25 protein-coding genes are annotated in these 24,854 nt (G+C 39.8%); 15 read left to right on the top strand and 10 right to left on the bottom strand.

Going from position 1 to position 24,854, the window contains the following annotated elements; genetic code table 11:
• Positions 1-100 precede the first annotated feature (100 nt).
• Complete coding sequence (locus PPBDW_RS22960; RefSeq protein ID WP_243423011.1) at positions 101-727, bottom strand: hypothetical protein; 627 nt, start codon at positions 725-727, stop codon at positions 101-103.
• On the opposite strand from PPBDW_RS22960, the gene PPBDW_RS22810 reads away from it, so the two are divergent.
• From PPBDW_RS22810 to PPBDW_RS11590, 3 genes are read left to right on the top strand one after another with little or no spacing between them, the layout of a single operon-like run.
• A complete protein-coding gene (locus PPBDW_RS22810) occupies positions 716-1,186 on the top strand; it encodes a chemotaxis protein CheW (protein ID WP_243423010.1) in 471 nt (156 codons plus the stop codon). The genes PPBDW_RS22960 and PPBDW_RS22810 overlap by 12 nt on opposite strands.
• 20 nt (positions 1,187-1,206) lie before the next feature.
• Positions 1,207-1,701 (top strand): chemotaxis protein CheW, encoded by a 495-nt coding sequence (locus PPBDW_RS11595; RefSeq protein ID WP_036795635.1) that lies wholly within the window; start codon positions 1,207-1,209, stop codon positions 1,699-1,701.
• A complete protein-coding gene (locus tag PPBDW_RS11590; protein WP_036795633.1) occupies positions 1,701-2,135 on the top strand; it encodes a DUF2802 domain-containing protein in 435 nt (144 codons plus the stop codon). Before PPBDW_RS11595 ends, PPBDW_RS11590 begins: the two co-directional genes overlap by 1 nt.
• An 18-nt stretch (positions 2,136-2,153) precedes the next feature.
• Here PPBDW_RS11590 and PPBDW_RS11585 read toward each other — a convergent pair whose 3' ends face one another.
• Complete coding sequence (locus PPBDW_RS11585; RefSeq protein WP_036795632.1) at positions 2,154-2,465, bottom strand: EscU/YscU/HrcU family type III secretion system export apparatus switch protein; 312 nt, start codon at positions 2,463-2,465, stop codon at positions 2,154-2,156.
• A gap of 20 nt (positions 2,466-2,485) precedes the next feature.
• A complete protein-coding gene (locus tag PPBDW_RS11580; protein WP_036795631.1) occupies positions 2,486-3,340 on the bottom strand; it encodes a hypothetical protein in 855 nt (284 codons plus the stop codon).
• A 114-nt stretch (positions 3,341-3,454) separates the two neighbouring features.
• On the opposite strand from PPBDW_RS11580, the gene ccmA reads away from it, so the two are divergent.
• From ccmA to PPBDW_RS11530, 10 genes are all read left to right on the top strand, one after another.
• Positions 3,455-4,105, top strand: coding sequence for a cytochrome c biogenesis heme-transporting ATPase CcmA (ccmA, locus tag PPBDW_RS11575; protein ID WP_036795630.1), 651 nt, complete (start codon positions 3,455-3,457; stop codon positions 4,103-4,105).
• A 5-nt stretch (positions 4,106-4,110) separates the two neighbouring features.
• A complete protein-coding gene (gene ccmB / locus PPBDW_RS11570; protein WP_036795629.1) occupies positions 4,111-4,779 on the top strand; it encodes a heme exporter protein CcmB in 669 nt (222 codons plus the stop codon).
• Between the two features lie 116 nt (positions 4,780-4,895).
• The gene (locus PPBDW_RS11565) at positions 4,896-5,627 is read left to right on the top strand and encodes a heme ABC transporter permease (protein ID WP_036795627.1); all 732 of its coding nucleotides are present in this window, start codon (positions 4,896-4,898) and stop codon (positions 5,625-5,627) included.
• A 7-nt stretch (positions 5,628-5,634) separates the two neighbouring features.
• Positions 5,635-5,841, top strand: coding sequence for a heme exporter protein CcmD (ccmD, locus tag PPBDW_RS11560; RefSeq protein WP_036795625.1), 207 nt, complete (start codon positions 5,635-5,637; stop codon positions 5,839-5,841).
• Positions 5,838-6,317: a cytochrome c maturation protein CcmE gene (gene ccmE, locus PPBDW_RS11555; RefSeq protein ID WP_036795623.1), complete on the top strand. Its 480-nt coding sequence runs from the start codon at positions 5,838-5,840 to the stop codon at positions 6,315-6,317. Before ccmD ends, ccmE begins: the two co-directional genes overlap by 4 nt.
• Before the next feature lie 3 nt (positions 6,318-6,320).
• Positions 6,321-8,312, top strand: coding sequence for a heme lyase CcmF/NrfE family subunit (locus PPBDW_RS11550; protein WP_036795622.1), 1,992 nt, complete (start codon positions 6,321-6,323; stop codon positions 8,310-8,312).
• Positions 8,305-8,886 (top strand): DsbE family thiol:disulfide interchange protein, encoded by a 582-nt coding sequence (locus PPBDW_RS11545; RefSeq protein ID WP_036795620.1) that lies wholly within the window; start codon positions 8,305-8,307, stop codon positions 8,884-8,886. Before PPBDW_RS11550 ends, PPBDW_RS11545 begins: the two co-directional genes overlap by 8 nt.
• Positions 8,886-9,401 (top strand): cytochrome c-type biogenesis protein, encoded by a 516-nt coding sequence (locus PPBDW_RS11540; protein WP_036795619.1) that lies wholly within the window; start codon positions 8,886-8,888, stop codon positions 9,399-9,401. The genes PPBDW_RS11545 and PPBDW_RS11540 overlap by 1 nt, the downstream gene beginning before the upstream one ends.
• A complete protein-coding gene (ccmI, locus tag PPBDW_RS11535) occupies positions 9,398-10,687 on the top strand; it encodes a c-type cytochrome biogenesis protein CcmI (RefSeq protein WP_036795618.1) in 1,290 nt (429 codons plus the stop codon). The genes PPBDW_RS11540 and ccmI overlap by 4 nt, the downstream gene beginning before the upstream one ends.
• Before the next feature lie 68 nt (positions 10,688-10,755).
• The gene (locus tag PPBDW_RS11530; protein ID WP_036795617.1) at positions 10,756-11,559 is read left to right on the top strand and encodes an MlaA family lipoprotein; all 804 of its coding nucleotides are present in this window, start codon (positions 10,756-10,758) and stop codon (positions 11,557-11,559) included.
• Between the two features lie 34 nt (positions 11,560-11,593).
• On the opposite strand, the gene PPBDW_RS11525 is transcribed toward PPBDW_RS11530, so the two are convergent.
• From PPBDW_RS11525 to PPBDW_RS11505, 5 genes are all read right to left on the bottom strand, one after another.
• Entirely contained in the window at positions 11,594-12,607 is a 1,014-nt protein-coding gene (locus PPBDW_RS11525) for a S1 family peptidase (RefSeq protein ID WP_036795616.1), read from the bottom strand.
• A 409-nt stretch (positions 12,608-13,016) separates the two neighbouring features.
• The gene (locus PPBDW_RS11520) at positions 13,017-14,261 is read right to left on the bottom strand and encodes an outer membrane protein transport protein (protein WP_036795614.1); all 1,245 of its coding nucleotides are present in this window, start codon (positions 14,259-14,261) and stop codon (positions 13,017-13,019) included.
• Positions 14,262-14,617: 356 nt separating this feature from the next.
• A complete protein-coding gene (locus PPBDW_RS11515; RefSeq protein WP_036795612.1) occupies positions 14,618-15,826 on the bottom strand; it encodes an outer membrane protein transport protein in 1,209 nt (402 codons plus the stop codon).
• Positions 15,827-16,099: 273 nt separating this feature from the next.
• On the bottom strand, positions 16,100-16,834 hold the full coding sequence (locus PPBDW_RS11510; protein WP_036795611.1) for a DUF3379 family protein: 735 nt from the start codon (positions 16,832-16,834) through the stop codon (positions 16,100-16,102).
• A complete protein-coding gene (locus tag PPBDW_RS11505) occupies positions 16,827-17,390 on the bottom strand; it encodes a sigma-70 family RNA polymerase sigma factor (protein ID WP_036795609.1) in 564 nt (187 codons plus the stop codon). The genes PPBDW_RS11510 and PPBDW_RS11505 overlap by 8 nt, the downstream gene beginning before the upstream one ends.
• A gap of 611 nt (positions 17,391-18,001) precedes the next feature.
• On the opposite strand from PPBDW_RS11505, the gene fadI reads away from it, so the two are divergent.
• A complete protein-coding gene (gene fadI, locus PPBDW_RS11500) occupies positions 18,002-19,312 on the top strand; it encodes an acetyl-CoA C-acyltransferase FadI (RefSeq protein ID WP_036795608.1) in 1,311 nt (436 codons plus the stop codon).
• Positions 19,312-21,414, top strand: a complete 2,103-nt coding sequence (gene fadJ, locus PPBDW_RS11495; RefSeq protein ID WP_036795607.1) for a fatty acid oxidation complex subunit alpha FadJ — start codon at positions 19,312-19,314, stop codon at positions 21,412-21,414. The genes fadI and fadJ overlap by 1 nt, the downstream gene beginning before the upstream one ends.
• Before the next feature lie 67 nt (positions 21,415-21,481).
• On the opposite strand, the gene PPBDW_RS11490 is transcribed toward fadJ, so the two are convergent.
• Positions 21,482-21,763: a hypothetical protein gene (locus tag PPBDW_RS11490; protein WP_036795606.1), complete on the bottom strand. Its 282-nt coding sequence runs from the start codon at positions 21,761-21,763 to the stop codon at positions 21,482-21,484.
• A gap of 211 nt (positions 21,764-21,974) precedes the next feature.
• Positions 21,975-24,740 carry an insulinase family protein gene (locus tag PPBDW_RS11485; protein ID WP_036795604.1) on the bottom strand — a complete coding sequence of 922 codons (2,766 nt, stop codon included), beginning with the start codon at positions 24,738-24,740 and terminating at the stop codon, positions 21,975-21,977.
• Positions 24,741-24,854 lie beyond the last annotated feature (114 nt).

The raw sequence follows: 24,854 nt of genomic DNA, 5'->3' as shown, positions 1-24,854 counted from the left end.
TTATTTTGGTGACTTACTGTTAGATACTGCTTCAGATTCACCAGCGACGATTAAGCCGACTGAGTTTTGTGAGCCGTCATCGTCACAACAGTTACAACAACTATTGGCACAAGTGCCGCCGCAGCTTGACGTTGAGCCTCAAGTAGTGGTCATTGATGCAGAACCAGAACCAGAACCAGAACCAGAACCAGAACCAGAACCAGAACCAGAACCAGAACCAGAACCAGAACCAGAACCAGAACCAGAACCAGAACCAGAACCAGAACCAGAACCAGAACCAGAACCAGAACCAGAACCAGAACCAGAACCAGAACCAGAACCAGAACCAGAACCAGAACCAGAACCAGAACCAGAACCAGAACCAGAACCAGAACCAGAACCAGAACCAGAACCAGAACCAGAACCAGAACCAGAACCAGAACCAGAACCAGAACCAGAACCAGAACCAGAACCAGAACCAGAACCAGAACCAGAACCAGAACCAGAACCAGAACCAGAACCAGAACCAGAACCAGAACCAGAACCAGAACCAGAACCAGAACCAGAACCAGAACCAGAACCAGAACCAGAACCAGAACCAGAACCAGAACCAGAACCAGAACCAGAACCAGAACCAGAACCAGAACCAGAACCAGAACCAGAACCAGAACCAGAACCAGAACCAGAACCAGAACCAGAACCAGAACCAGAACCAGAACCAGAACCAGAGTTTGTTATGTGGCAACATCACGGTCAGCAACAACCGTTTCAAGCATTATTCTTTGAAGTCAATGGGATGATGTTTGCGGTGGCATTAACTGAACTTGGTGCAATTCATCAACTAGGGGAGTTGAACCATATTGTTGGTCGTCCAGCTTGGTATCTAGGACTGGCGCCACTAGCACAATATAATGTTGATGTTGTCGATACTGCAGGTTGGGTCATGGCAGATAAATTAACCAATGATCGCTATCGTGCTAATTATCGTTATATGGTGATGCTAGGCGATAGTCAGTGGGGACTCGCTTGCGATACCTTACATGGTACTCAAACCTTGATGACTACCGATATTCGTTGGCGACAACAAGCAGGTAAGCGCCCGTGGCTAGCGGGAATGGTAAAACAAAAAATGTGTGCTCTGATCCATGTTGATGCATTAATTCAAATGTTGAATAAAGGCTTAGATGTTAATAGCGGCGCGAGTTGAGACATTAAAGAGGAAATAATATGTCCCAAGTAAATATAACGGAAATACAAAAAGATAGCGTTAACGATCAAGTATTACAGTGGGTTACATTTCAATTGGAAAATGAGACCTATGGTATTAATGTTATGCAAGTGCGTGAAGTTTTACGTTATTCAGATATAGCACCTGTGCCTGGTGCGCCTGATTACGTGATTGGCATTATTAATTTACGTGGCAATGTTGTTACCGTTATTGATACTCGTGCTCGATTTGGTTTACAGCATGGTGATATTTCTGATAGCACTCGTATTGTGATTATCGAAGCAGAAACACAAGTCATTGGTATTTTAGTTGATAGTGTGGCTGAAGTGGTTTATCTACGTAGCTCAGAAATTGATAGTACGCCATGTGTTGGTACAGAAGAAAGTTCCAAGTTTATTCAAGGTGTAAGTAACCGAGATGGACAGCTATTGATCTTGGTTGATTTAAATAAACTCTTGTCTGATGACGAGTGGGATGAGATGGCGTATTTGTAATGGATATCATACTTCAACAATGGTTACCTGTTGCTATATCTCTGATTATTGCGTTAGCTGCCGCAGTGCTAATTAGTCGTGAGCGTCAAGCACGAAAAACATTAGAAGTAAAATTTGCAGCGATTGAAACAGTATTAAAAAATTCACGGTTACAGAATGAAAGCTTAACTAAACAATTTAATGAATTACGTACTGGTAGTATCGGTATGAGTGATAAGTTGGTTGATTTGATTGAGCTGATTGAACGGGTTGAAGTTCGTCAAAATGAAATCTCTATGAATGATTCTGGTGGGCGGCTATACAGTCGTGCTAGTAAAATGGTTGAACTTGGTGCAGATGTTAACGAATTAATGAAAGAATGCGATTTGCCAAAGGCCGAAGCTGAATTATTACTGAGTTTACAAAAAAGTATGCCCCAACATTATCGACGTTAGCAGGTTAATACATTATAGCTATGCGGTAATATCAATGTTTTCAAACCCTTCCCAACCTGGAGGGGTTTTGCCGTTTAAATACCATGAAAATGCAATTAACTCAGCAATGATTTGGTATAACTCTTCCGGAATATGATCACCAAGCTCAAAACTATTGAGATATTGTGCCAGCACAGGATCTTGGTGAATCAATCCGCCTTGTTGCTTTACTTGCTCAATAATATGTTGCGCTAATTTATCGTAGCCTTTAGCTGCCACATAAGGATTTTGCTCACCATCGTAACGTAACGCAATTGCTTGTTGAACGCTTGAAGTTGATTTGGTTGTCATGTCTACAATCCTTGTTGTTACTAAATTTTTATTGATAGTCCCGATGGTGTTGGTGGTGTATTTTCTTGTTGGCGAGTGAGCAGTTTATATTGTGGTGGGGTGCTATTAATACCTAATTGCTGTAATCGTGAAATTAAATACGGTGTTACTCGTTCAATTCGGAGTAATAATTGCTGATTAGCACACTCAAACCGAGTGCTTAACTGTTGTTGATGCCAGCAGGCGGTAACATTCATATTGTCTATTGCACCAATAGGCAAACTCAATTTGACGGTCCATTGGTTATTGTTATCCTTAACAGTATTTTTTTTATTTTGCGGTTGCTTATTAATTTGTAGCTGGATGGTTTGACCATTTTCCTGCACCCATTGTAAATGGATATTGTTATTGTCTGGTGAACGTTGGTTTTCTGGGCCTCTTTGTTCACTTGCAAGGCGCAGTAATGCCATAAATTCTTGTTTTTGTTCAGAATGAAGTTGATTTAACCATAGGTTTAGTGGGCTTGATGACTGTGATAGCTGGAGTAATAAGACTGCTAGTGTTTGATGATCGGTATTGTGTTGTAGCCAGCTAATTAATGTGGATTGGTTATTGGGCAGTAATAATTGGCTAAATAATTGCTGCAGAGATGACGGAATAGATTGAGATGATTTAGCTGTACCTAAGTTTAACGGAATCAATAAATTTGTAACTAATCGTTGCAAGCTATTCATAGATAATAATAATTGCGGCAGCTGAGAGATCAAATTTGATTGATTGTTGGCAGTGATTGTTGATGAGAGTAAATGAGAAGTTTTAGGTATTGAGGTAATCCTTTCAATTGTCGAAAGTTTTTCTATAAACAGCGATGAATTCGGCAATAGTTTAGTTTGCATTTGTTTCACATTTACTTACGTTAGTTAACGACTAAGAAGCTGAGCAGTTTAGCCAATTTGTTAGCCATTGTGGTACTATGCGGCTATTTTGTGGCACCTAGGATATAGCATTTTATGTTGTCAGTAGCAAATTTGAGCTGTGTTCGTGATGAGCGCGTATTATTTGATGAATTAAATTTCACTATTTCAGATGGTGAATTAGTTCAAATTGAAGGTCCAAACGGCGCCGGTAAGACAACCTTATTAAGGATTATTGCGGGCTTAGGGCAATCAGATAGCGGTGAAGTGCAGTGGTGCAATGAAAGTATTACCACCGCACGTGAAGATTATCACCAATCATTATTATTTTTAGGTCATCAAACTGGCGTAAAGCGTGAGCTTACGGCCTTTGAGAACTTGGCTTTTTTTCAGGCAATGCATACCTGTCAACAAGGCTCCGATCTCAAAGGAACACCAAAAGTAAGTGGTGATGATGCGCTGTGGCAAGCATTAGCACATGTAGGCTTAGCTGGGCGTGAAGATATTAGCGCTGGGCAATTATCGGCAGGCCAACAACGTCGAGTTGCCTTGGCGCGTTTATGGCTAAGCAATCACAAGTTGTGGGTGCTTGATGAACCATTAACGGCGATAGATAAGCAAGGTGTAAAGGTGCTTGAAGCATTATTTTTATCACATGCTGAACGGGGAGGGATGGTGTTATTGACCACTCACCAAGATATGTTTGTTGATAGTGATCGGTTACGAAAAATTAAGTTAGGGCAATAATAACCATGCTTACCACCCTTATTCAAATTATTCGCCGTGAGTTATTGATAGCTTATCGTCGACAAGCGGACATTTTTAATCCGTTATGGTTTTTTATTATTGTTATTACATTGTTTCCATTAGGCGTTGGCCCTGAGCCTAATCTATTGGCACGTATTGCACCTGGTATTATTTGGGTTGCAGCGTTATTAGCTGCGTTGTTATCGATGGAGCGTTTGTTCCGTGATGATTATCTTGACGGCTCGTTAGAACAAATGTTGTTAATGCCAACGCCGTTATCGGTTGCAGCATTTGCCAAAATGATCGCGCATTGGCTACTCACTGGATTACCGTTGATTTTAATTAGTCCGTTACTGGCAATTTTACTGTCACTAAATTGGCATACTTGGATTGCGGTATTATTAACGTTGTTGATTGGTACGCCGACATTAAGCTTTTTAGGCGCCATTGGGATGGCATTAACGGTTGGATTACGAAAAGGTGGCGTTTTATTGAGCTTGCTCATACTCCCTTTATACATTCCTGTGCTTATATTCGCGACCTCAGCCATTGAGGCGGCAAGTTTAGGCATGGCCTATGATGGTCAATTAGCAATTATGGGAGCGATGTTAGTGGGGTCGTTGACCTTAGCGCCATTTGCTGTTGCGGCATCACTAAGGATCAGTGTCAATTAACCAATAAATTTTTCTTTAACGCCTGTACTAAGTAAAACGGTGGCGTGAGTAAGAAAGCGAGAGTGATGATTTACTCTCAGTGACGTATTTACTATCTATTATAAGTTGAGAGCATTATGTGGAAGTGGTTACATCCCTACGCTAAAGCAGAAAACACCTACCGATTATGCGGTAAGTTGTTGCCTTGGTTTTCTATTATCGCTTTGATTTCCATTTTAGTGGGATCTGTATGGGGGCTATTATTTGTGCCTGCAGATTACCAACAAGGCGATAGCTTTAGAATCATCTATATTCACGTACCATCTGCAATTTGGTCGATGAGTATTTATGTGACTATGGCTATTTCTTCTTTCATTGGCCTTGTGTGGCAGATTCGTATGTCAGATATGGCTGCGGCTGCGATGGCACCTATCGGCGCAGTGTTTACCTTTATTGCCTTAATTACAGGGGCTATTTGGGGTAAACCTATGTGGGGTGCTTGGTGGGTTTGGGATGCTCGTTTAACCTCTGAATTGATTCTATTGTTCTTATACCTTGGTGTTATTGCATTGTATAACGCGTTTGATGATCATAAAACAGCAGCAAAAGCCGCTGGTATTTTGTCGATTGTCGGCGTGATTAATATTCCTATTATTCACTACTCAGTTGAATGGTGGAATACTCTCCACCAAGGTGCAACGATTTCTAAATTTGGCAAGCCATCGATGTCTAACGATATGTTATGGCCATTGCTAGTGATGCTACTGGGTTTTGGGTGTTTCTTTGCTGCTGTTACCTTGGTGCGGTTACGCAATGAAATTCTATTACGTGAGAGCCATCGCCCTTGGGTGCAGAAGTTGGTGAAGTGAGATCGCTATGTATTTTGATTCTATAAATGATTTTTTTGCGATGGGTGGTTATGCGGGTTACGTTTGGAGTGCCTACGCTATTTCTTTTCTATCGATGTTATGGGTTTTATTTTCAAGCTTAACAACGAAACGTCGTTTGTTACGCGAAATAAAAAATAAAATGGCGCGTGAAAAACGCATTAAAGAAGCGAAGACATTGGAGAACACACTATGACCCCAAGACGTCAAAAACGTTTAGTGATTGTGCTGGCGTTAGTGCTTGGACTAGGTGCAACGGTTGGCTTGGTGTTATATGCATTAAACCAAAATATGAATCTGTTCTATACGCCATCAGAATTAATTAATGGTAAGCCCGATGGCACTAAACCAGAAGTTGGTCAACGGTTGCGTATTGGCGGTATGGTGGTGAAAGGTTCTGTTGAGCGTGACCCTAAATCATTACGTATTAGTTTCAAAGTAGCAGACATTGGTCCTTCAGTTACCGTAATTTATGATGGTATCCTGCCGGATTTATTCCGTGAAGGGCAAGGTATTGTGGCACAGGGTGTATTAATTAATCCAACCACAGTAAAAGCAAGTGAAGTACTTGCAAAGCATGATGAAAAATACATGCCACCAGAAGTGGCAGATGCAATGAAGATAAACCATAAACGACTTCAGTACACTGAAGAACAACTACAAGGTAAGTGATCAATGATCCCTGAATTAGGCCAATTCGCACTAATAGCCGCACTTGCGCTATCGGTGCTGGCCAGCATTTACCCATTGTATGGTGCCACGGTTGGTAACCAAGCAATGATGCGTATGGCACGTCCACTGTCCTACGGAATATTCGGCATGCTTGCATTGTCGTTTGGTATTTTAAGCTGGTCGTTCTATAGCAATGATTTTACGGTAGCGTATGTTGCCAGTAACTCTACCAGTTTACTGCCATGGTATTACCGTTTAACCGCAGTGTGGGGCGGGCACGAAGGTTCATTGATGCTATGGGTACTTATCCAAGCAGGTTGGGCTGCAGCCGTTTCACGATTTAGCCGTGGTATGCCTCTAGAAGCGGTGGCGCGTGTACTTTCCGTTATGGGTATGATAGCAGTGGGTTTCTTGCTGTTTATTATCGTAACATCCAATCCATTTTTGCGCACATTGCCAGATTTTCCTGTACAAGGTCGTGACTTAAACCCATTGCTACAAGATCCAGGTTTGATTGTTCACCCGCCGATGCTATACATGGGTTATGTTGGTTTCTCGGTTGCATTCTCATTTGCTATCGCGTCATTGATGACAGGTCGTTTAGATACAGCTTGGGCACGTTGGTCGCGTCCTTGGACAATTGCAGCATGGTCATTCCTAACTTTAGGCATCGCACTAGGCTCATGGTGGGCTTACTATGAACTTGGCTGGGGTGGCTGGTGGTTCTGGGATCCAGTTGAAAACGCATCATTAATGCCGTGGCTTGCGGGTACTGCGTTAATGCACTCATTATCAGTGACTGAAAAACGCGGTACATTCAAAGCGTGGACTGTATTACTGGCAATTTCTGCATTCTCATTAAGCTTATTAGGTACATTCTTAGTCCGTTCTGGCGTATTGGTTTCTGTGCACGCGTTTGCATCTGATCCATCGCGCGGTATGTTTATACTTGGCTTCTTAGTGGTCGTTATTGGTGGTTCATTACTACTGTACGCACTACGTGGTGGTCAAATTCGTTCTCGTGGTAACTATGCATTGTTCTCACGTGAAAACTTCTTGCTAGCTAACAACTTATTATTAGTTGCAGCACTTTTAGTGGTGTTAATTGGTACGCTATTACCATTAGTCCATAAGCAATTAGGTTTAGGTTCTGTTTCCATCGGGGAACCGTTCTTTAATACCTTGTTTACATGGTTAATGGTGCCGTTCTCATTCTTAATGGGTATTGGTCCTCTAGTGCGTTGGAAGCGTGATAACTTTGCTTCGATTGCTAAACCAATGTTGTGGTGTGGATTATTTACGGTTCCATTCTCATTCTTGGTTATTTACCTAACAGCAAGCGTTGTTGAGCCGTTAGCTGTTGTTGGTGTAATGATGGCGGTGTGGATTATTGTTCTTCACTTAGTTGAAATTTACCGTCGTGCTACTCACCGTCACTCTTTCCTTGATGGATTGGGTAAACTAGGGCGTAGTCACTGGGCAATGATGTTGGGTCACCTTGGTCTAGCAATCGCTATTATCGGTATGACATTAGTGTCGAACTACGGTATTGAGCGTGATTTACGTTTATCACCTGGACAATCCGTTAACGTTAAAGGTTATGACTTCCATTTTGCAGGTTTACGCGATGCCGATGGTCCTAACTATGATGGCTACGTGGCTGATTTTGAAATTAGTCGTCGTGGTATTGATATCACAACGCTGCATGCTGAGAAGCGTTTCTATACGGTTGCTGGCTCGATGATGACTGAAGCAGCAATTGATAGTGGCTTTACACGTGATCTATATGTTGCGATGGGTGAGCGTTTAGGTACTGATGGTGCTTGGGCTGTACGTATTTACTACAAGCCATTTGTTAATTGGATGTGGATGGGTGCGTTCTTAATGGCGCTTGGTGGTGCTTTTGCTATTAGCGATAAGCGTTACCGATTCCGTAAGCCAGCTAATATTGCCGCGAATGACAAAAAATCGGAGGCTAAGCTAAATAATGAATAAGAAGCTATTATTTATTCCTTTAGTGCTGTTTTTAGGGTTAGTTGTGATGTTTATGGTCCAACTAACTCGTAACGCAGCGGGTGACGATCCGACCAAACTTGAATCAGTGCTGGTGGGTAAACCAGTACCAGCATTTAAGTTAGAAGATTTGTTTGAGCCTGGCAAAGAATATCAGCAAACGATTTTTAAAGGCCAACCACTACTCTTAAACGTGTGGGCTACTTGGTGCCCAACGTGTCAAGCAGAACACCAATACCTCAACACTCTTGCAAACCAAGGGGTGAAGATTATTGGTTTAAACTACAAAGATCAGCGGCCTAAAGCGATTAGATGGCTTAAAGAGCTAGGTAATCCTTATATGATTTCTTTGTTTGATGGCAATGGCATGTTAGGGATGGATCTTGGTGTCTATGGTGCTCCTGAAACTTTCTTAATCGATGCTAATGGTATTATTCGTTACCGCCATGTCGGTGATGTTAATCCAGAAAACTGGAATAAGACCCTTAAGCCTTTGTATGAAAAAATGCTAGCGGAAGCGAAAGCAAACAATACCAAAGCGGAGGTTAAAGCATAATGAAACGTTTTTTTGCTTTAATATTTGCACTTGGACTGACCTTTTCGATGGTGGCACCTGCATTAGCGGCCATTGATGTGTATGATTTTAAAAATCCAGCACAAGAGAAGCAATTTCAAGAGTTAACTGAGACTTTACGTTGCCCTAAATGTCAAAATAACAGCATCGCCGATTCTAATGCGACTTTAGCAGAAGATATGCGCATGAAAACCTTCGAGCTGTTAAAAGAAGGCAAAACCAATCAGCAAGTCATTGATTATATGATTGCACGTTATGGTAATTTCGTAACGTATGATCCAGCAGTGACAGCATCAACAATGATCTTATGGGCAGGTCCCATTGGTTTTATTGTTATCGGTTTTACTATTTTGGTTTATCGCTCACGTAAAAAAAGCGAGTTAACCAAAGATGAGCCACTTGATGATGTTGAGTCGGAACGTTTACAGGGGTTGTTGGCTGAAATGGCGCAGCAAGATACTGAAGCTACCAATAATCAGACAAAGGTAAATAAATGACGCTGTTTTGGATTTTAACCGCTGTCTTGGTTTTAATTTCTATCGCAATCTTTGTGATCCCGATGTATGTCGGTAAAGAGTATGACGATGAAGCAAGCCGAGATGAGCTGAATAAAGCTTTCTTTAAAGATCGTATTCATGAACTTGAAGAAGAATCGCAAGAAGGTTTGGTCGCAAGTCAGAAAGATATGGTGGCTGACTTACAACAAACATTACTGGATGACTTGCCTGTTACTGAAAAGAAACAAGCGACACATGTTAGCCCTGCGATGGTTGTTCCTGGTCTGATCCTTATTGTAGGTATTTGTTACGGTGTTTATGGCGCAGTAGGTAGCAGTGCTAAAGTTGAAGCATGGCATCAAGCTGTCAATCGCTTACCTGAACTGACCCAACGTTTAATGGGTGATAATGCTGCTAATGAACCACTGTCTGATCAAGATATGTCGGATCTAACACTGGCATTACGTACTAAGTTGCATAAAGACGGTGATGACCCAATGGGATGGTTGCTGTTAGGTCGAATTGCTATTGCTAATCGCGATGGTGCTACGGCTGAAATGGCAATGAAGCGTGCTTATGATCTTAACCCTGTTGATACTGCTATTCGTTTAGGCTATGCACAAACGTTAATGTTAAGTGGTAAGCCTGGTCAAAGTGATTTAGCACGTCAGCTTTTACGTCAAGTGATTAAAAGTGATCACACTAACGTTCAAGCATTGTCTTTATTAGCATTTGACGCATTTGAGCAAAAAAATTACCAGCAAGCGGTTGATTATTGGACAATGATGAAAACCCTTATTGGTCCTGATGATTCACGTACGCCAATGCTAACGCGTAGTATCGAACGTGCAAAAATGCGTATCGCAGATGGGGATGGTTCAACAGTTGCACCTGATCCAACCGCAATTGATGAAACTACGCCACAATCTGAAACACAAAATGCCGATACAGCTAAGCAAGTTACTGCTACTATAGCGTTAGGTAAAAACGTTGTATTGCCAAAACAAGGTAATATTATCATCTCTGTTCACGATGCTGATGGTTCACCAATGCCAATAGCAGCGGTAAAATTACCATTGTCGACTAAATTTCCATTAACAATTACGTTAACGGATAAAGACAGCATGATTCCACAACGTCAGCTATCATCATTATCAGAGATGATTATTAAAGCGCGTGTGGATAGTGATGGTAACGTGATGACCAAAAAAGGTGATTGGTATGGTCAAAGCAGCCAAACCCCTTTGGGCGGAGAAACAGCGTTTGTCATTAATAAGCAATATTAATTAATTGCTAAAATGAATAAAGCAGGCTGAATATTGATGTTCAGCCTGTTTTTTATTAGGTGTATGTTTTGAATAAAAAGCTCTTACTGATAATTTTTTTAAGTCTCGGTATTGTTGGTTGTGCACAATCTCCCGATAAAGCCAGTGAGCAAACAGTATCAACCAATGTTACTGATCATATTGATGGTGATAATGCGACTGCAAACACTGTTTATGATCCGTTTGAAGGCTTTAACCGCGCAATGTGGGATTTAAACTTTAATTATTTAGATCCGTACGTTGCTCGCCCTGTATCACTTGCATATGTAAACTATACGCCTTCATTTGCACGTACAGGTATTGCCAATTTCTTATCCAATCTAGATGAGCCTGCGGGAATGGTAAATAGCCTCCTGACACTGCATGGCAAAGATGCGCTAACCCATTTTAACCGCTTTTGGATTAATACTGTTTTTGGTTTAGCGGGTCTGATTGATATTGCATCAGCGGCAGATATTACTAAAGTTCAAGATCGTGATTTTGGCGATACACTTGGTTATTATGGTGTTGGTAATGGTCCTTATCTGATGTTGCCGGTTTATGGACCGATAACTTTCCGTGGTTTTACCGATTCTGTTGATGATTTATATTTACCGCTGAGTTTATTAAATTTCTGGGAAGGACTAGGAAAGTGGATCTTTGAAGGTATGGAAGATCGCGCTGCATTAGTCAATCAAGAAAGCATGTTAAATAACTCACCTGATCCATATTTGTTTACGCGTGATGCTTATATTCAATATAAGAATTTTACTGCGAGTGATGGCAAAGTCAGCGATCAGCCTCAAGCTGAGACATTTGATAATAGTTATCTTGACGAAATCGATAATGATTAATAATAAAGCCCCCTAAAAAGTAGGGGGCTTTATTTTAACGGCGTTTAAAAGCGACCATTGTAAGCAGTGTTAATATAAACATTCCTACATCACCGCCACCCTCTTTATCTTTGGTTATTACCGGCTTATTCTTATCATTATTATCTGGTTTAGTTGTTTCTTCAGTATCAGGCTGATTAATAATAATACTTTCAGTTGGTGATAAATTTAATGTTCCACTATGCCCATTACTGGTTATAACGTAAGTACAAATATCATAAGGTGATATTAAGTTGTTACTACAAGTTGACTGGTTAAAATCAATATTAACATCTCCGGTAGTCGTCGCTTGATCTTGAATTACATCATTATGTAAACTTTGTACGGTAATTATTTGACTACCATTAATATTATTAAGAGAGGTGGGATAATTCCAACCATTAATTGTATCAAGGATAAAGTCTTTAAATGCTGACACTTTAGTGCCTATGGATAAGTCAGATTGATGACCTTTGTGAATGGCAATTAAGTGGTTATTGTTATTTAGATAAGGTGCGCCAGAATCACCACCGACAGTATTGCCTTGATTATAGCGATCTAGAGAAACAGTTTCAGTAGATGGAAAATCTGCTCTAGCAATGATGTGATGTGTCGCTTTATTTAATTGATTGCCTGTTCCACCATAACCAAAAATAGTAACGTTCTGTCCTGGTTCAGCGGGACTTGGGGTGATAATTGTAATTTTATTTATAGCTATATTATGAGGCAGTAACCATAATGCAGCATCAATAGCTGTGCCATTATTGTTCCAATCATTATAGTTAATTTGTTGGCTAACGATTGTTCTTTGATTATTTGAACTGGATATTACAGGTTTTTCTGCATTCGTTTCTGTACTGCAATGTGCCGCAGTTAAAACCCATTTACCGCCAATAATTGTGCCTGAACAATATTGAGAATGTATAAATGATTGATAACTACTGTTTGCAACAGGTTGTCCATTAGTTATTGAAAAGGCATTGGTTGAAAATAATAAAGCAATACTTAATAAGTACTTTTTTTTAGGCATAAAATTTATTCACTGACAGAGAAAGTCCACTTTAAAAAAGAAAAAACTTTAATAAATTAATTAGTTATGGTGTTTTTTTAATTAATGACAGTGAGCGAAGTACATTATATTAGGCATGTTAACAATGCGATTGGATATAATATTTATATTTAACATGCGTTGTATTAATTATTAGTTGTTAAAGTATGATTTTTAATGCAAATAATTGATAATAACAAAAAAGATATTAAATAAGCTGTATGATTAATTAGGTTGGCATAATAATTGATATGTTATAAGTTTTCCAGTGTCTTATTTGTGTGTTATTGCTTTGTGTTGGTAAATAATACTATTTGTTTTTATTTTTATAGAATAAACAAAGGCCTCTATAATGAGGCCTTATAAAAATAAAGTAATTATTAATGACTACTTAGAAACGGTAACTAGCTTGAACACCCGCTAACCAAATATGACCAGATGTTTGGCCTTGGAATTTACCTAAAAATGGGCTGTCTTTTTCTTGCTCAAGCATATTGGCTTTCTTTGCAAAAATATAAGTAAAGCCAGCATCTAGAGTTAGGTTATCTGACCAAGCATAACCAGCACCAACACTTAACCATGTACGGTCAGTTTCAGGAATAGTTTGGGTACGATTGACTTCATCAACCGCAGAGGTGTCATAAGCAATACCTGAGCGAAGTACTAACTTATTGGTTGCTTGGTAAGTGGTACCAATAGCAAAGCGGTAGTTATCTTTCCAGTTTTCATCTTTGATTTTTTTATTGCCGCCAAGCTGTGGAATATTAGCCTCTAGCTTTTCAAAAGCACTCCAATCAGTCCAGTTAACACTCGCATGTACTGCCCATTGATCATTTAATTGGTGGAAGCTTGCAATCTCAGCGGATGCGGGTAATTCCAACGGTAATGTACCTGCGTATACACCATTACCTTTACCATCGAAACCAAGACCAGAAGCATGACCTTCAAGGTTTAATTTAACGGCGGATTGATAACTGATACCAATACGATTACTTGCGTTAATTTGCCATGCTGTACCTGCTTGCCAACCCCAAGCATTATCTTCACCTTCCATGTATTTTAGTTTTGTTTTACCTAATACTGTTGGTAGTGCAGCACCAAAATGACCACTAGCCATCACATAGCGTACACCAGCACCTACGCTTAATTGATCGTTAATTTTGTAGCCAAGGTTAGGATTAATTTCAACGGTATGTACCTCAGCTTGATTACCAAACATAGATGCCTTGAAATCAGTGCCAAGATCAGTGCGCATACCAAAGTGAGTACCAAAAGCGATACCAATTGTGGCTTTATCCGTTAACGGGCGAGAAAAATAAAAATTTGGGATAACAGCACTGTTAGCAAAATCTGAGGTACTAGCTTTACCGAAGATTGAATGTGTACCTTCAATATCAATATTAGGATCAACATAAATAGCACCAGCAGAAACTTGAATGCCTTTTAAATACGTTAGCATCGCAGGGTTACGGAATTGGGCGCTGGCATTATCGGCCATGGCGGCTTCACCAGCAAAAGCGCGTCCTAAACCTGTAGCCGAATATTCTGCTAATTGAAATCCTGCGGCAGACGCTTGGCTGCTGATGCCTACGGTTGCGGTAATGGCTAAGGCTAGAGTGATTTTATTTTTAGTCATGTTAGAAAAACTTATTGTTCATCGAAATAATGGTGTAAATCATACCCGTAGCAATAAAGTGCGTTAAAAGCTATCTTATAAAATAGTGTTATAAGATTTTTTATCCTTTGTTTGTGGTTGTTTGTGGTTTTTTATCGGGTAGTATTTATTCGGTTAGAAGCCGTTATAAATATTTGAGCGTACACTTGTACGAAATATGAGATTAGGATTACGTTTATATTTATGGGTAATTGCTATTTATTGTTCATTTTTAGGCTGTTAGTTTATTGATAATAATGCTTTAGTATTATTGTACTCATAAAAAAAGAAGCCATGATGGCTTCTTTTTTATAATCAGTTATTACTGTACGCTCAAATTAGAATGAACGACTGTATTGAAGACCGTATAGCCATGCATTAGCGCGAGTAGTCGCAGTAACTGAAGGGCTGATGCCAGGAGCTAATTGTTGTTTCTCACTAACATTAACATCTTTACCAATCAGGTAAGTTAAACCAAAGTCGATAGTTGATTTACTATCAAGGTGGTAGGTAAAGCCGCCAGATAACCAATTACGATCTGAATCTGGTACTGAAATTGATGTTAAGTTACCTTGAGCGCTGGTGTCGTGCATGTAACCTGCACGTAATGTCCAATCGTTGTTGAGGTAGTAAGTACCACCTAACGAATAGTGCCAGCTATTTTGCCATTGATAATCTTTAGAGAAGCTACCACCAGTGGTACTTAATTGATCAAATGCGCTCCATTCAATCCATTGGATGCTGTAATGAACGGCAAATTTATCGTTAAGCTTGTTAAAGCCAGAAAATTCAAGCATTGATGGTAGTGGTATTTTTAGCTTTTGATTGCTGAAATCAAGCGGTGCATGAATATCACCTTTAGCTTCTATCGTTGGGCTATAACGGTATGATAAGCCAAAACGGTTATTTTGATTGTATTCATAAATGGTACCAAGGTTGTAGCCTAATGCTACGCCATCAGCATCAATATCAATGAGGTTTTTACCATTAGGTAATGCTCCTCGTTGTAGTTTACCACTGCCATAAATTACATCTAAACCACCACCAACACTAAAATGTTGATTGATGCGGTAAGCAGCACTTAAACCTAAGTTAACACTTTTAACGTCAGTTAATCCGCCAAAAAGATCCGCTTTATAGCCATCTTTAAATTCTGTTTTAGTACCAAAGTTTGAATATAGTGAAGCACCTACAGAAAATTTATCGTTAATAGGTTGAATGTAGTAGATGTTTGGCGCGTAACTAGTACCACCAATTGAAGTGTCATTTATTGGGCGATTATTATATTGGGTATTTTTAACATGCACATCAGTGTTGATGGCAATCATGCCTAATGATAATGCTGGTGCATCAAACAGCGTCATTGAAGCGGCGTTCTTAGCCATAGTTGATGCGTTATCAGCAATAACCCCATCGCCTGAGAATGCGCGACCAAGTCCGGTAGCTGATTGGGCATTAAGCTGGAAACCTGCCGCCATTGTTTGTGATGATGCAACAGCGATAGCGACAGTAATAACTGAACGCGTGAATATCTGCTTCTTATTCATTTATGATTCCTGATCATGTATTTATATTTATTATTCCAGTCTATGTATGACTGATTGGCGATGATTGTAGGGGGGGAGAGAGCAGTATCAAAGCTGACCAGTACTTTAGACAGTTAAAAGTACTAACAAACGAATATTTGAGTTCATTTGGGCTCATTTTACGCTGGTTTCTTGTCGTTTTCGTCACAATTAGCACTATAAGCCACAGCCAAAACTCAATACTTAATTATCAATATCGAGTTTTAGCTGTGTTATAGAAAGGATTTTATGCGGTTAGATTTGCCAATAGAACTCAGATTTAAGTTTTTCTGCGATTGGCATCAGTTTTTCATCTTTATCGCCAACAATAATTAAGCTGGCATCTTGCAGCGGTAATAATAAACTTTTATTAATATTGTCACTATCTGTAGCCATTTTTGAGCTTGTTTGCGGCACAATAAATACCGTCATCTTGCCACTATCTGTACCTACAACCATATGCAACGCACGATCACCATCAAAGCCGCAATAATTGAGGTAATAAATATGACCGGGTAATTGATTCATACTTGTACCAAAAGGCTTCAGTTTGGCATTTACCTGCTGTAGTGTGACGGCTTCATCGGTATGCTCAACAAACTGTGCTTCAGCATTAACGTGTTGTAAAGCAATCGCAGGCATCGACATGGGTGTAAAGACTTGCTGCTGTGGTTGCTGAGGGTAAATGTCTTGTTGCCCGACCAAAAAACCCATAAAAAACATCACTGAAGCGGCCAATCCGTAAGAAAAATAACGTTTATAATGATGGTTAGTTTTTGGTTGTGCCTGGCTTGATTGATGAAACAGAATTCGATCTGCTAGGTTATCGGGAATATCCACATTAAGCGTTTGTTTTAATTGTTGATCTAATTGCTGTAATTCATTAGAAAAATGGCGATTAGAGCTAGACTGATTTTTAGCTTTAATTATCTCAGGGTCATTATCATTCGGATCAGCCAGTAGGCGGCGACGAAATTCTAGATCATCCATTATGATTCCCCCGTTGAGTTGGTTTCTTTTCAAGTTGTTCTTTTAATTGGTTACGCGCACGAAATAGTCGTGTCATTACCGTGTTACGGTTAAGGTTCAAAATCCCTGCTATTTCATCGCCATTAAAACCAGCCATAACTTGTAGAATTAATGGTTCGCGATATTCAGGTGTTAGTTTCATGATTAACCGATGCAGTAAATATTGCTCGGTATCCATTTCAACACTAGGTTTAGTATCCGCGATATGATGATCATCAATATCCACTAAATCAAATTGTTTGCGTTCAAAGCGACGGGCATTTTCGCGGCGTAGAATGGTTATCAGCCATGCTTTAGCAGCGTTATCATCTTGTAAGCTATCGAGTGATTTCCATGCGCGCAAGCAAGTTTCTTGCACTAAGTCTTCGGCAATATGAGGATCATGGCATAGCCAATAAGCGTAGCGATATAAATCTTGATGCCAAGCTCGAACAAGTGCTTCATAACGTTTTTGTTTATTCATATTTAAACAGACCGTGGCAGAAGACTTTTTGTTTCTAAAAATATTTTTTATCATTGTGTGCCTGTTTAGCGTTATTGCATCAATAACCGATGCCACCTGATAATTTTTGGATGATATATTCGGTTTTTTATGTTTTATAGGGCATAAACCGCCATAAAATTGATCTGGTTCAAATTCTGATTTGAACTGTAGGTTATAGTTGCCGCGTCATCTGATGGTTGAGGCTATGGTTAAGTTGAATAACTTAATAATAGTTAACACCGTCTGTTGAGCAAGATGACAACTTCCTTTTGAAGGCTGACTTTACTTTCTCCTATCAGGTTTTTCCTGATTTGCAATTGGCTTTATGTTAATTGATTATTTTATTACGCTGATTGATTGCTTTCTGCGTGAATTCGAACCATACCTGAGGGTGTGGTTTTTTTTTGCCTTAAGATTAGCTCACCATTATCCCTCTCAAGTAACCCATCACAACTATTGATACCTATGTTAAATTGTATCGATGTTTCTTATACTATAACTGATTATAATGTCGACACTTTTTACTTAAAAATCCCATTTAATCGTCACTTTCAAACAAATGTTTTATTTTTATAACTTTATGGTTACAATTGTGTGGTCTGACCTCGAATGGAGGTTAATTATAATTGTGACAAGGAGTTGCGATGACGGGTCTTCAAAATATCACTACACGTAGCGGTGAGCGTATTGCCATTGTTAGCGGTTTACGAACGCCATTCGCACGTCAATCAACAGCGTTTGATCGTTTATCTGCCCTTGATTTAGGTAAGTTAGTCGTTAATGAAATGCTACAAACTGCTGATTTTGATCCGCAGTTAATTGAACAAGTTGTATTTGGCCAGGTGGTACAGATGCCTGAAGCCCCGAATATTGCGCGTGAAATTGTTCTGGGTACCGGGATGAATATTCATACCGATGCTTATAGTGTCACTCGTGCCTGTGCGACAAGTTTTCAGGCCGCGGTTAATGTGACGGAAAGTATCATGGCTGGGACAATAGATATTGGTATTGCTGGCGGTGCTGATTCAACCTCAATGCTTCCGATTGGGGTTAGTAAAAAAATGGCGGCGACATTATTAGCGCTAACTAAAACAAAAACGATGCCTGCAAGGTTGAAATTACTCAGTGCATTAAGCGTTAAAGATTTGCTGCCTGTTCCTCCTGCCGTTGCAGAGTATTCAACTGGATTAAGCATGGGGCAAACGGCAGAGCAAATGGCAAAAAGTCATGCAATTAGCCGTGAGGAACAAGATGCTTTTGCGCACCGTTCTCATACTTTAGCTGCTCAAGCATGGCGTGATGGTTTACTCCGTGATGAAGTTATGACTGCATTTACAGCGCCTTATAAACAATGGTTAGATCACGATAATAACGTTCGTCAAGATTCAACATTAGCAGCATATGCTAAGCTAAATCCTGCTTTTGACCGTTTGCATGGTAGTGTTACTGCTGCCAACTCAACCCCACTAACAGATGGCGCTGCTGCAATATTATTAATGCGAGAAGGGCGAGCTAAGGAATTAGGGTTAACACCACTTGGGTATATCCGTTCTTATGCTTTTGCTGCAATAGATGTTGCTGAAGATATGTTGATGGGACCTGCCTATGCGAGTCCATTAGCGCTTGAGAGGGCAGGATTAACGCTTGGTGATTTAAGCTTAATTGATATGCATGAGGCCTTTGCTGCTCAAACATTAGCCAACGTTAAAATGTTTGGTTCTAAACGGTTTGCAAAACAAAAACTAGGCCGAGATGCTGCGATTGGCGATATTGATATGGATAAATTTAATGTCTTAGGTGGCTCCATTGCTTATGGTCATCCTTTTGCAGCAACTGGTGCAAGAATGATCACTCAAACCTTGCATGAATTAAAACGTCGTGGTGGTGGCTTTGCATTAAATACCGCTTGTGCAGCCGGTGGTCTTGGCGCCGCAATGATTTTGGAGGCAGAATAATGACTCAATCAGCATTTAGTTTATCTTTTGGCGACAATGGCATTGGCTGGCTTAAAATTGATGTTGCCAATGAAAAAATGAATACCTTACAAGCGGCTTTTATCGAGCAAGTCACGACTGTTTTAGCTGAGTTAAGTACACATACTGATCTTAAGGGATTGGTTGTTTATTCAGGTAAAGTCGATAATTTTATTGCTGGGGCTGATATTCGTATGCTTGCTGATTGCAAAACCGCAGCAGAAGCAGAAGCGTTAGCAATTAAAGGCCAACAATTATTTGCAGCATTGGAAGATTTACCGATTCATGTTGTTGCTGCTATTCATGGTCCATGTTTAGGCGGAGGGTTAGAGCTTGTTTTAGCGTGTCATAGTCGTATTTGTAGTGATGATGATATTACCCGTCTTGGCTTACCAGAAGTACAATTAGGTTTACTGCCGGGCTCTGGCGGTACACAACGTTTACCTCGTTTGATCGGGGTAGCCCATAGTCTTGAATTAATGTTAACCGGTAAGCAAGTACGACCGAAGCAGGCTCTTAAAAAAGGGCTCGTTGATCAAGTTGTACCGCAAAGCATTTTATTACAAGCGGCAGAGCAAATAGCATTAACCGCTAAACCTATTCGTACCCATTCGTTTCAAGATTGGGCGATGGCCGGTAATGCGTTTGGTCGTAGTGTGGTATTTGATCAAGCCGCTAAAAAAGCCCAACAAAAAGCGCGCGGTTGTTATCCTGCCATTGATGCGATTTTAGACACCGTAAAATATGGTTTAGAAAAAGGCATAGAGCAAGGATTAGAGCAAGAGGCAAAGGTGTTTGGTGATTTAGTGATGACTGCTGAATCGCGCGCGTTGCGTAATATTTTCTTTGCTACCACTGCGATGAAAAAAGAATTGGGTGCTGAGGCTAAACCGAAGAAAGTTAATCGTATAGCAATACTTGGTGGTGGCCTAATGGGCGGGGGAATAGCCCATGTTTCTGCAATCAAAGCTGGTTATGCGGTACGAATTAAAGATATTACTAACGATGGTATTCAGCATGCATTAGCGTACAACTATGCTATTTTGAATAAGCAATGCCAACGACGTATTATTAGAAAGTCGCAATTACAGCAGCAGATGTTGCGCATTACGGGAAGCACTGATTATCGTGGTGTGGTTGACGCTGATGTGGTTATTGAAGCCGTATTTGAAGATGTTGAGCTTAAACAACAAATGGTACAAGAAATTGAGGCGAACACTTCAGAAAATACCATTTTTGCAACTAACACGTCCTCGATCCCTATTCATAAAATTGCTGCAAATGCACAACGTCCTGAAAATATCATTGGTTTACATTATTTCAGCCCTGTTGAAAAAATGCCACTTGTTGAAGTTATTCCCCATGCAATAACCTCAGCAACGACGATTGCAACTGTGGTGGCGTTAGCGAAAAAGCAGGGTAAAACACCAATAGTAGTTGCTGATAAAGCAGGGTTTTATGTTAACCGTATATTAGCGCCTTATATGAATGAAGCTGCCCACTTACTATTAGCTGGCGAGCCGATTGAGCATATTGATACTGCATTACTCAATTTTGGTTTCCCAGTGGGTCCAATCACATTACTCGATGAAGTTGGGGTTGATATCGGTGCCAAGATTAGTCCAATTTTAGAAGCTGAGTTAGGCGAACGGTTTGCTACACCTGCGATGTTTGAACGGTTACAACAAGATGGTCGTCGAGGCCGTAAAAGTGGTAAAGGTTTTTATTTATACAACACGAAAAATAAAGAAGTAGATAAATCAATTTATACCGTATTAGGGGTTGAACCTTTACAACATTTGACTGAAGTGGATATTGCTGTTCGTTGTAGCCTCATGATGCTAAATGAAGCTGCCCGTTGTTTGGATGAGGGCGTTATTAAGTCAGCTCGTGATGGTGATATTGGCGCTATATTTGGTATTGGTTTTCCACCGTTTCTTGGCGGGCCATTTAGTTATATGGATCATTTAGGCATTGATTTGGTGGTCGATATGATGCGTGAATACAGTGATTTGTATGGTGAGCGTTTTACACCATGTGATTATTTAGTTGAGATGGCACAAACGGAACAACGATTTTATTAACGCTTTCTAACAATGCAAACAAGAAGCCTGCTTTGATGCAGGCTTTTTTATATTTGAAATTTGTATGTTAGTGAGTACAGCGAATTAAACGGAAGTGGGATTCAAATAATTTATTGCGACAAAGCCGATAGCTACCCGCAGCGATTACTAACGCTATAAAGGTATTAATGTGACCGATAGCAATGAGTAATAATGAGATTAATGCAATAAAGCAAAAGGCATAGAAAAAGATATCAATCTGGCTATGAGCTAATGTAGCGGCACAATGAGGGCAAATAAAATTATCTTCATATGCATTTATCTTTGGTGCATCTATTTCAATTTGGCAATGCGGACATCGTTGAGTCACGTGAATCCTCTTTTAATCTATCTGGTACTATCGTATTTATCGCTAGATTAATTAGTAATAGTAATATAATCGATATTAAGAGTATGGTTTAGAGGATCCATATTTGACCACTGAAATATTATGAAAGTCATTTTTATCAACATAAAAACGTCACAATATTACTATGAAAAAATAAAAACCCCATTTATTTTACATAAATAGGGTTTTTTATTTAGTAAGCGTTCTTCTGAAAATCAGCTATAGATTCAATAGCTTTACCTATAGTTAATGGCTCTGAATCTTGATGTGTTTTACCTGTGTAATACATTACTAGGCGATTGGCAGTACGGGGCTTTACGGTTGCCACTATAAATTTAATCATATCGGCACGACTCAGGTTTTTTAATTTCTCGACCACTAATTGACGCTGATTAAAGCTTTCATCTTTATTACCAATACTTACCCAGAATCGCTGTGCACGTGATCGAAGGTTGGTATCAGGTTCAGAGATTTGTGCAATTAAGCCTTTTTTACTGGCTTGCCATTGCGCTTCGCTTAGCTCTAATAACACTAAGGCAAACGCATTAGTAAAGTCATCAATAGCATCTGATAAATAACTTGGTTCAGCCACCGGGGATTGAATATATAAGATCAATCCAGGATGGCGATTCAACGGTAAATTACCGGTACCTACCATATAACCAAGTTGTTGCTTAGTACGTAACTCATGGAAAAATGTAGTCGACATCAAATGATTTGCAAGGGTGTAAATCGCAATTTTTTCAGGTGTCGTTTTACGTGATTGGTAATACATTAAAATAGCTGAGTCTTCATGATTACAATCTAACTCATAGGTTAAGGTACCACTATTTTCCAAATGTACTAATGGGCGTTGTGATTCACCATATAGTTGGTCTGTGACTCTAAAAGCATCTTTTAGCGTTTCAGCGAGTGCTAACGCATCTTTTTTTATCCAGTTACCATACACAAAAGTATCAATGTGTAATTCAGCAAACATAGCATCAACGAACGGTGGTAGTTCATCAATAGTGATAGTTTCGAGCGCCTCAATTAAGTGTGGATAAGGTGGGTTATTGGGTTGTAATAAGCCCGTTAATTGATTAAATAACTGCGAGATCGGTTTATCTTCAGCGGCATTACGCCAATTACGTAGCATTTGGGCTTTGATATTATCAAATCGTTGTTGGGTGAAGTTACGTTTCTTAAAGCGTTCTAAAATCAGTTGCATCAGCTGTGGTTGTTTTTCACTAAAGCCTGAAAGCTGAAGTGTTACACCACCTTGGTGAGCATATAAATTGTAAGACATTCCCGCGATTTCAGCTGGGTAAGCTGATTCATTGATTGCTTCTAATAGTAATTCGACACACAAGCGAGTTTTAACAATATTGGCTGTTGAACTGACGGCATGTGGGCTATCAATTGCGACATAGACAATGCCTTTTGGTACTCGAAAGTCATGTTCTTGTTTATGCCATAATCGAAACCCAGGGAGATCTTGAATTAATTGTGGTGGTAATTCTGAACCAGCCTCAAGCGGTAATGGCTCAAATTCTTCACACAAATAAATGTTAGGTTCAGGCAATAATAGCTCAGCATCAAGGCTAATATTGGTCCAGCTTTCAATTTGCTGCGGCGTAAATGGCGTCACTGAGTAAGGTGTATCATACCAAGCCGCTAAGCGGTCGTAATGACCACCTTGTGCTACTAGCGTTAGTCGCATATTACTTACGGTTAGGTAAGCTAATAATTGCTCAAGTAAATCTTGATCATAACCTTCCATCATATAGTCGCCGTAGATGATATCTTCTGCGTTGTAATGCAGTAGGTTCATAACCAAATAACTGACGGTATCAAGTGGGCGACTTTTTTCTTGATAACGAAATGCCATTTCGAGTACTGATTTCTTTTCTTGATAACGCCAAGCATTTAACCCTTGTTGCTTGATTAGGGCAATGAAGGTAAATACACATTGCACTATTTCATCAGTATGTTGCTGCCCTTTAGGGGTTAAATTTAAGCCAATAGTAAATTCGCGGAAATTGTTACCACTAACCCCACCGCCCGCTGTTAGGGTATTGATTAAGCCGCGCTTTTTTAAAATCGCCATTAAACTGCCTGTACCTTCATTACCGAGTAAATGGGCAATATATGATAAAGGCTTAATTTGATAGTGAGCATCGACAGATGGCATCGCAAACGATAATGTTAACTTACGCAATTCTTTGATAGGTTCAATTTGAATGAACTTCTGGCACTCGTTTTCAGTAACAAATGGCACGTCGATTGCTACTTTCTTAGTGGTAGCGTTAGGGATTTTGCTAAAGAAATCTTGGGTGTACTGCTCTAATTCGTCCAGTGATTGTGGACCTAATAGTACTAATCCCATTACATCGGCAGAGTAATGCTGATGATAGAAAGCTAATAAATCATCCCGCACCGACTGACCATTGCGATCGTCAAGAGTGGTGAGATCGCCAACTGAAAACTTGGCAAAAGGATGCGCTTGATTAATCGTTTCTTTTTGAACTTGATATAAACGACGTACATCGTCTTTTATTTTTAATTTATATTCAGAATCAACGGCTTGGCGTTCTTTATCAACGGCATCTTCATTAAATAATGGTGCAGTGAAAAATTGACCAAAGCGATCTAATCCCTCTGCAAAAGTATGGGGACTGATTTCAAAGAAAAACGTGGTGTTTTCAGTGCCGGTCCACGCATTATTACTGCCGCCATTACGATTGATAAAGGTTTGAAATTCACCAACACGGGGGTATTTCTCAGTGCCAAGAAATAACATATGTTCAAGGAAATGTGCCATGCCTTGACGATCCATCGGATCATCAAAGTGACCTATCTCAACAGACAATGCTGCTGCAGAACGAGGCGCTTCAGCATCATGAACGAGCAGTACTCGAAGTTCATTCGCTAAAGTGAGATAGCGATACTGCTTATGATCGTTAGGACTTGTATGCACAGGAAGGGCCTATTTTAGAGGGAATTAGGGTAAGTATGACGTTCAATATTAAGGCTGGCAAATTGAAGATGCGATTAGATGAATTATAAGTCTCATTTTTGTTAACAAGTTGAT

The organism is Photobacterium kishitanii (assembly GCF_000613045.3).
Classification (GTDB): domain Bacteria; phylum Pseudomonadota; class Gammaproteobacteria; order Enterobacterales; family Vibrionaceae; genus Photobacterium; species Photobacterium kishitanii.
This window is presented reverse-complemented; position numbering and strand designations above follow the sequence as displayed.

What these genes read in the sequence shown, in the direction of transcription:
- PPBDW_RS22810 (WP_243423010.1), top strand. Translation starts at nt 716, where the DNA reads ATGTGGCAACATCACGGTCAGCAACAACCGTTTCAAGCATTATTCTTT.
- PPBDW_RS22960 (WP_243423011.1), bottom strand. Translation starts at nt 727, where the DNA reads ATGTTGCCACATAACAAACTCTGGTTCTGGTTCTGGTTCTGGTTCTGG.
- PPBDW_RS11595 (WP_036795635.1), top strand. Translation starts at nt 1,207, where the DNA reads ATGTCCCAAGTAAATATAACGGAAATACAAAAAGATAGCGTTAACGAT.
- PPBDW_RS11590 (WP_036795633.1), top strand. Translation starts at nt 1,701, where the DNA reads ATGGATATCATACTTCAACAATGGTTACCTGTTGCTATATCTCTGATT.
- PPBDW_RS11585 (WP_036795632.1), bottom strand. Translation starts at nt 2,465, where the DNA reads ATGACAACCAAATCAACTTCAAGCGTTCAACAAGCAATTGCGTTACGT.
- PPBDW_RS11580 (WP_036795631.1), bottom strand. Translation starts at nt 3,340, where the DNA reads ATGCAAACTAAACTATTGCCGAATTCATCGCTGTTTATAGAAAAACTT.
- ccmA (WP_036795630.1), top strand. Translation starts at nt 3,455, where the DNA reads ATGTTGTCAGTAGCAAATTTGAGCTGTGTTCGTGATGAGCGCGTATTA.
- ccmB (WP_036795629.1), top strand. Translation starts at nt 4,111, where the DNA reads ATGCTTACCACCCTTATTCAAATTATTCGCCGTGAGTTATTGATAGCT.
- PPBDW_RS11565 (WP_036795627.1), top strand. Translation starts at nt 4,896, where the DNA reads ATGTGGAAGTGGTTACATCCCTACGCTAAAGCAGAAAACACCTACCGA.
- ccmD (WP_036795625.1), top strand. Translation starts at nt 5,635, where the DNA reads ATGTATTTTGATTCTATAAATGATTTTTTTGCGATGGGTGGTTATGCG.
- ccmE (WP_036795623.1), top strand. Translation starts at nt 5,838, where the DNA reads ATGACCCCAAGACGTCAAAAACGTTTAGTGATTGTGCTGGCGTTAGTG.
- PPBDW_RS11550 (WP_036795622.1), top strand. Translation starts at nt 6,321, where the DNA reads ATGATCCCTGAATTAGGCCAATTCGCACTAATAGCCGCACTTGCGCTA.
- PPBDW_RS11545 (WP_036795620.1), top strand. Translation starts at nt 8,305, where the DNA reads ATGAATAAGAAGCTATTATTTATTCCTTTAGTGCTGTTTTTAGGGTTA.
- PPBDW_RS11540 (WP_036795619.1), top strand. Translation starts at nt 8,886, where the DNA reads ATGAAACGTTTTTTTGCTTTAATATTTGCACTTGGACTGACCTTTTCG.
- ccmI (WP_036795618.1), top strand. Translation starts at nt 9,398, where the DNA reads ATGACGCTGTTTTGGATTTTAACCGCTGTCTTGGTTTTAATTTCTATC.
- PPBDW_RS11525 (WP_036795616.1), bottom strand. Translation starts at nt 12,607, where the DNA reads ATGCCTAAAAAAAAGTACTTATTAAGTATTGCTTTATTATTTTCAACC.
- PPBDW_RS11520 (WP_036795614.1), bottom strand. Translation starts at nt 14,261, where the DNA reads ATGACTAAAAATAAAATCACTCTAGCCTTAGCCATTACCGCAACCGTA.
- PPBDW_RS11515 (WP_036795612.1), bottom strand. Translation starts at nt 15,826, where the DNA reads ATGAATAAGAAGCAGATATTCACGCGTTCAGTTATTACTGTCGCTATC.
- PPBDW_RS11510 (WP_036795611.1), bottom strand. Translation starts at nt 16,834, where the DNA reads ATGGATGATCTAGAATTTCGTCGCCGCCTACTGGCTGATCCGAATGAT.
- PPBDW_RS11505 (WP_036795609.1), bottom strand. Translation starts at nt 17,390, where the DNA reads ATGATAAAAAATATTTTTAGAAACAAAAAGTCTTCTGCCACGGTCTGT.
- fadI (WP_036795608.1), top strand. Translation starts at nt 18,002, where the DNA reads ATGACGGGTCTTCAAAATATCACTACACGTAGCGGTGAGCGTATTGCC.
- fadJ (WP_036795607.1), top strand. Translation starts at nt 19,312, where the DNA reads ATGACTCAATCAGCATTTAGTTTATCTTTTGGCGACAATGGCATTGGC.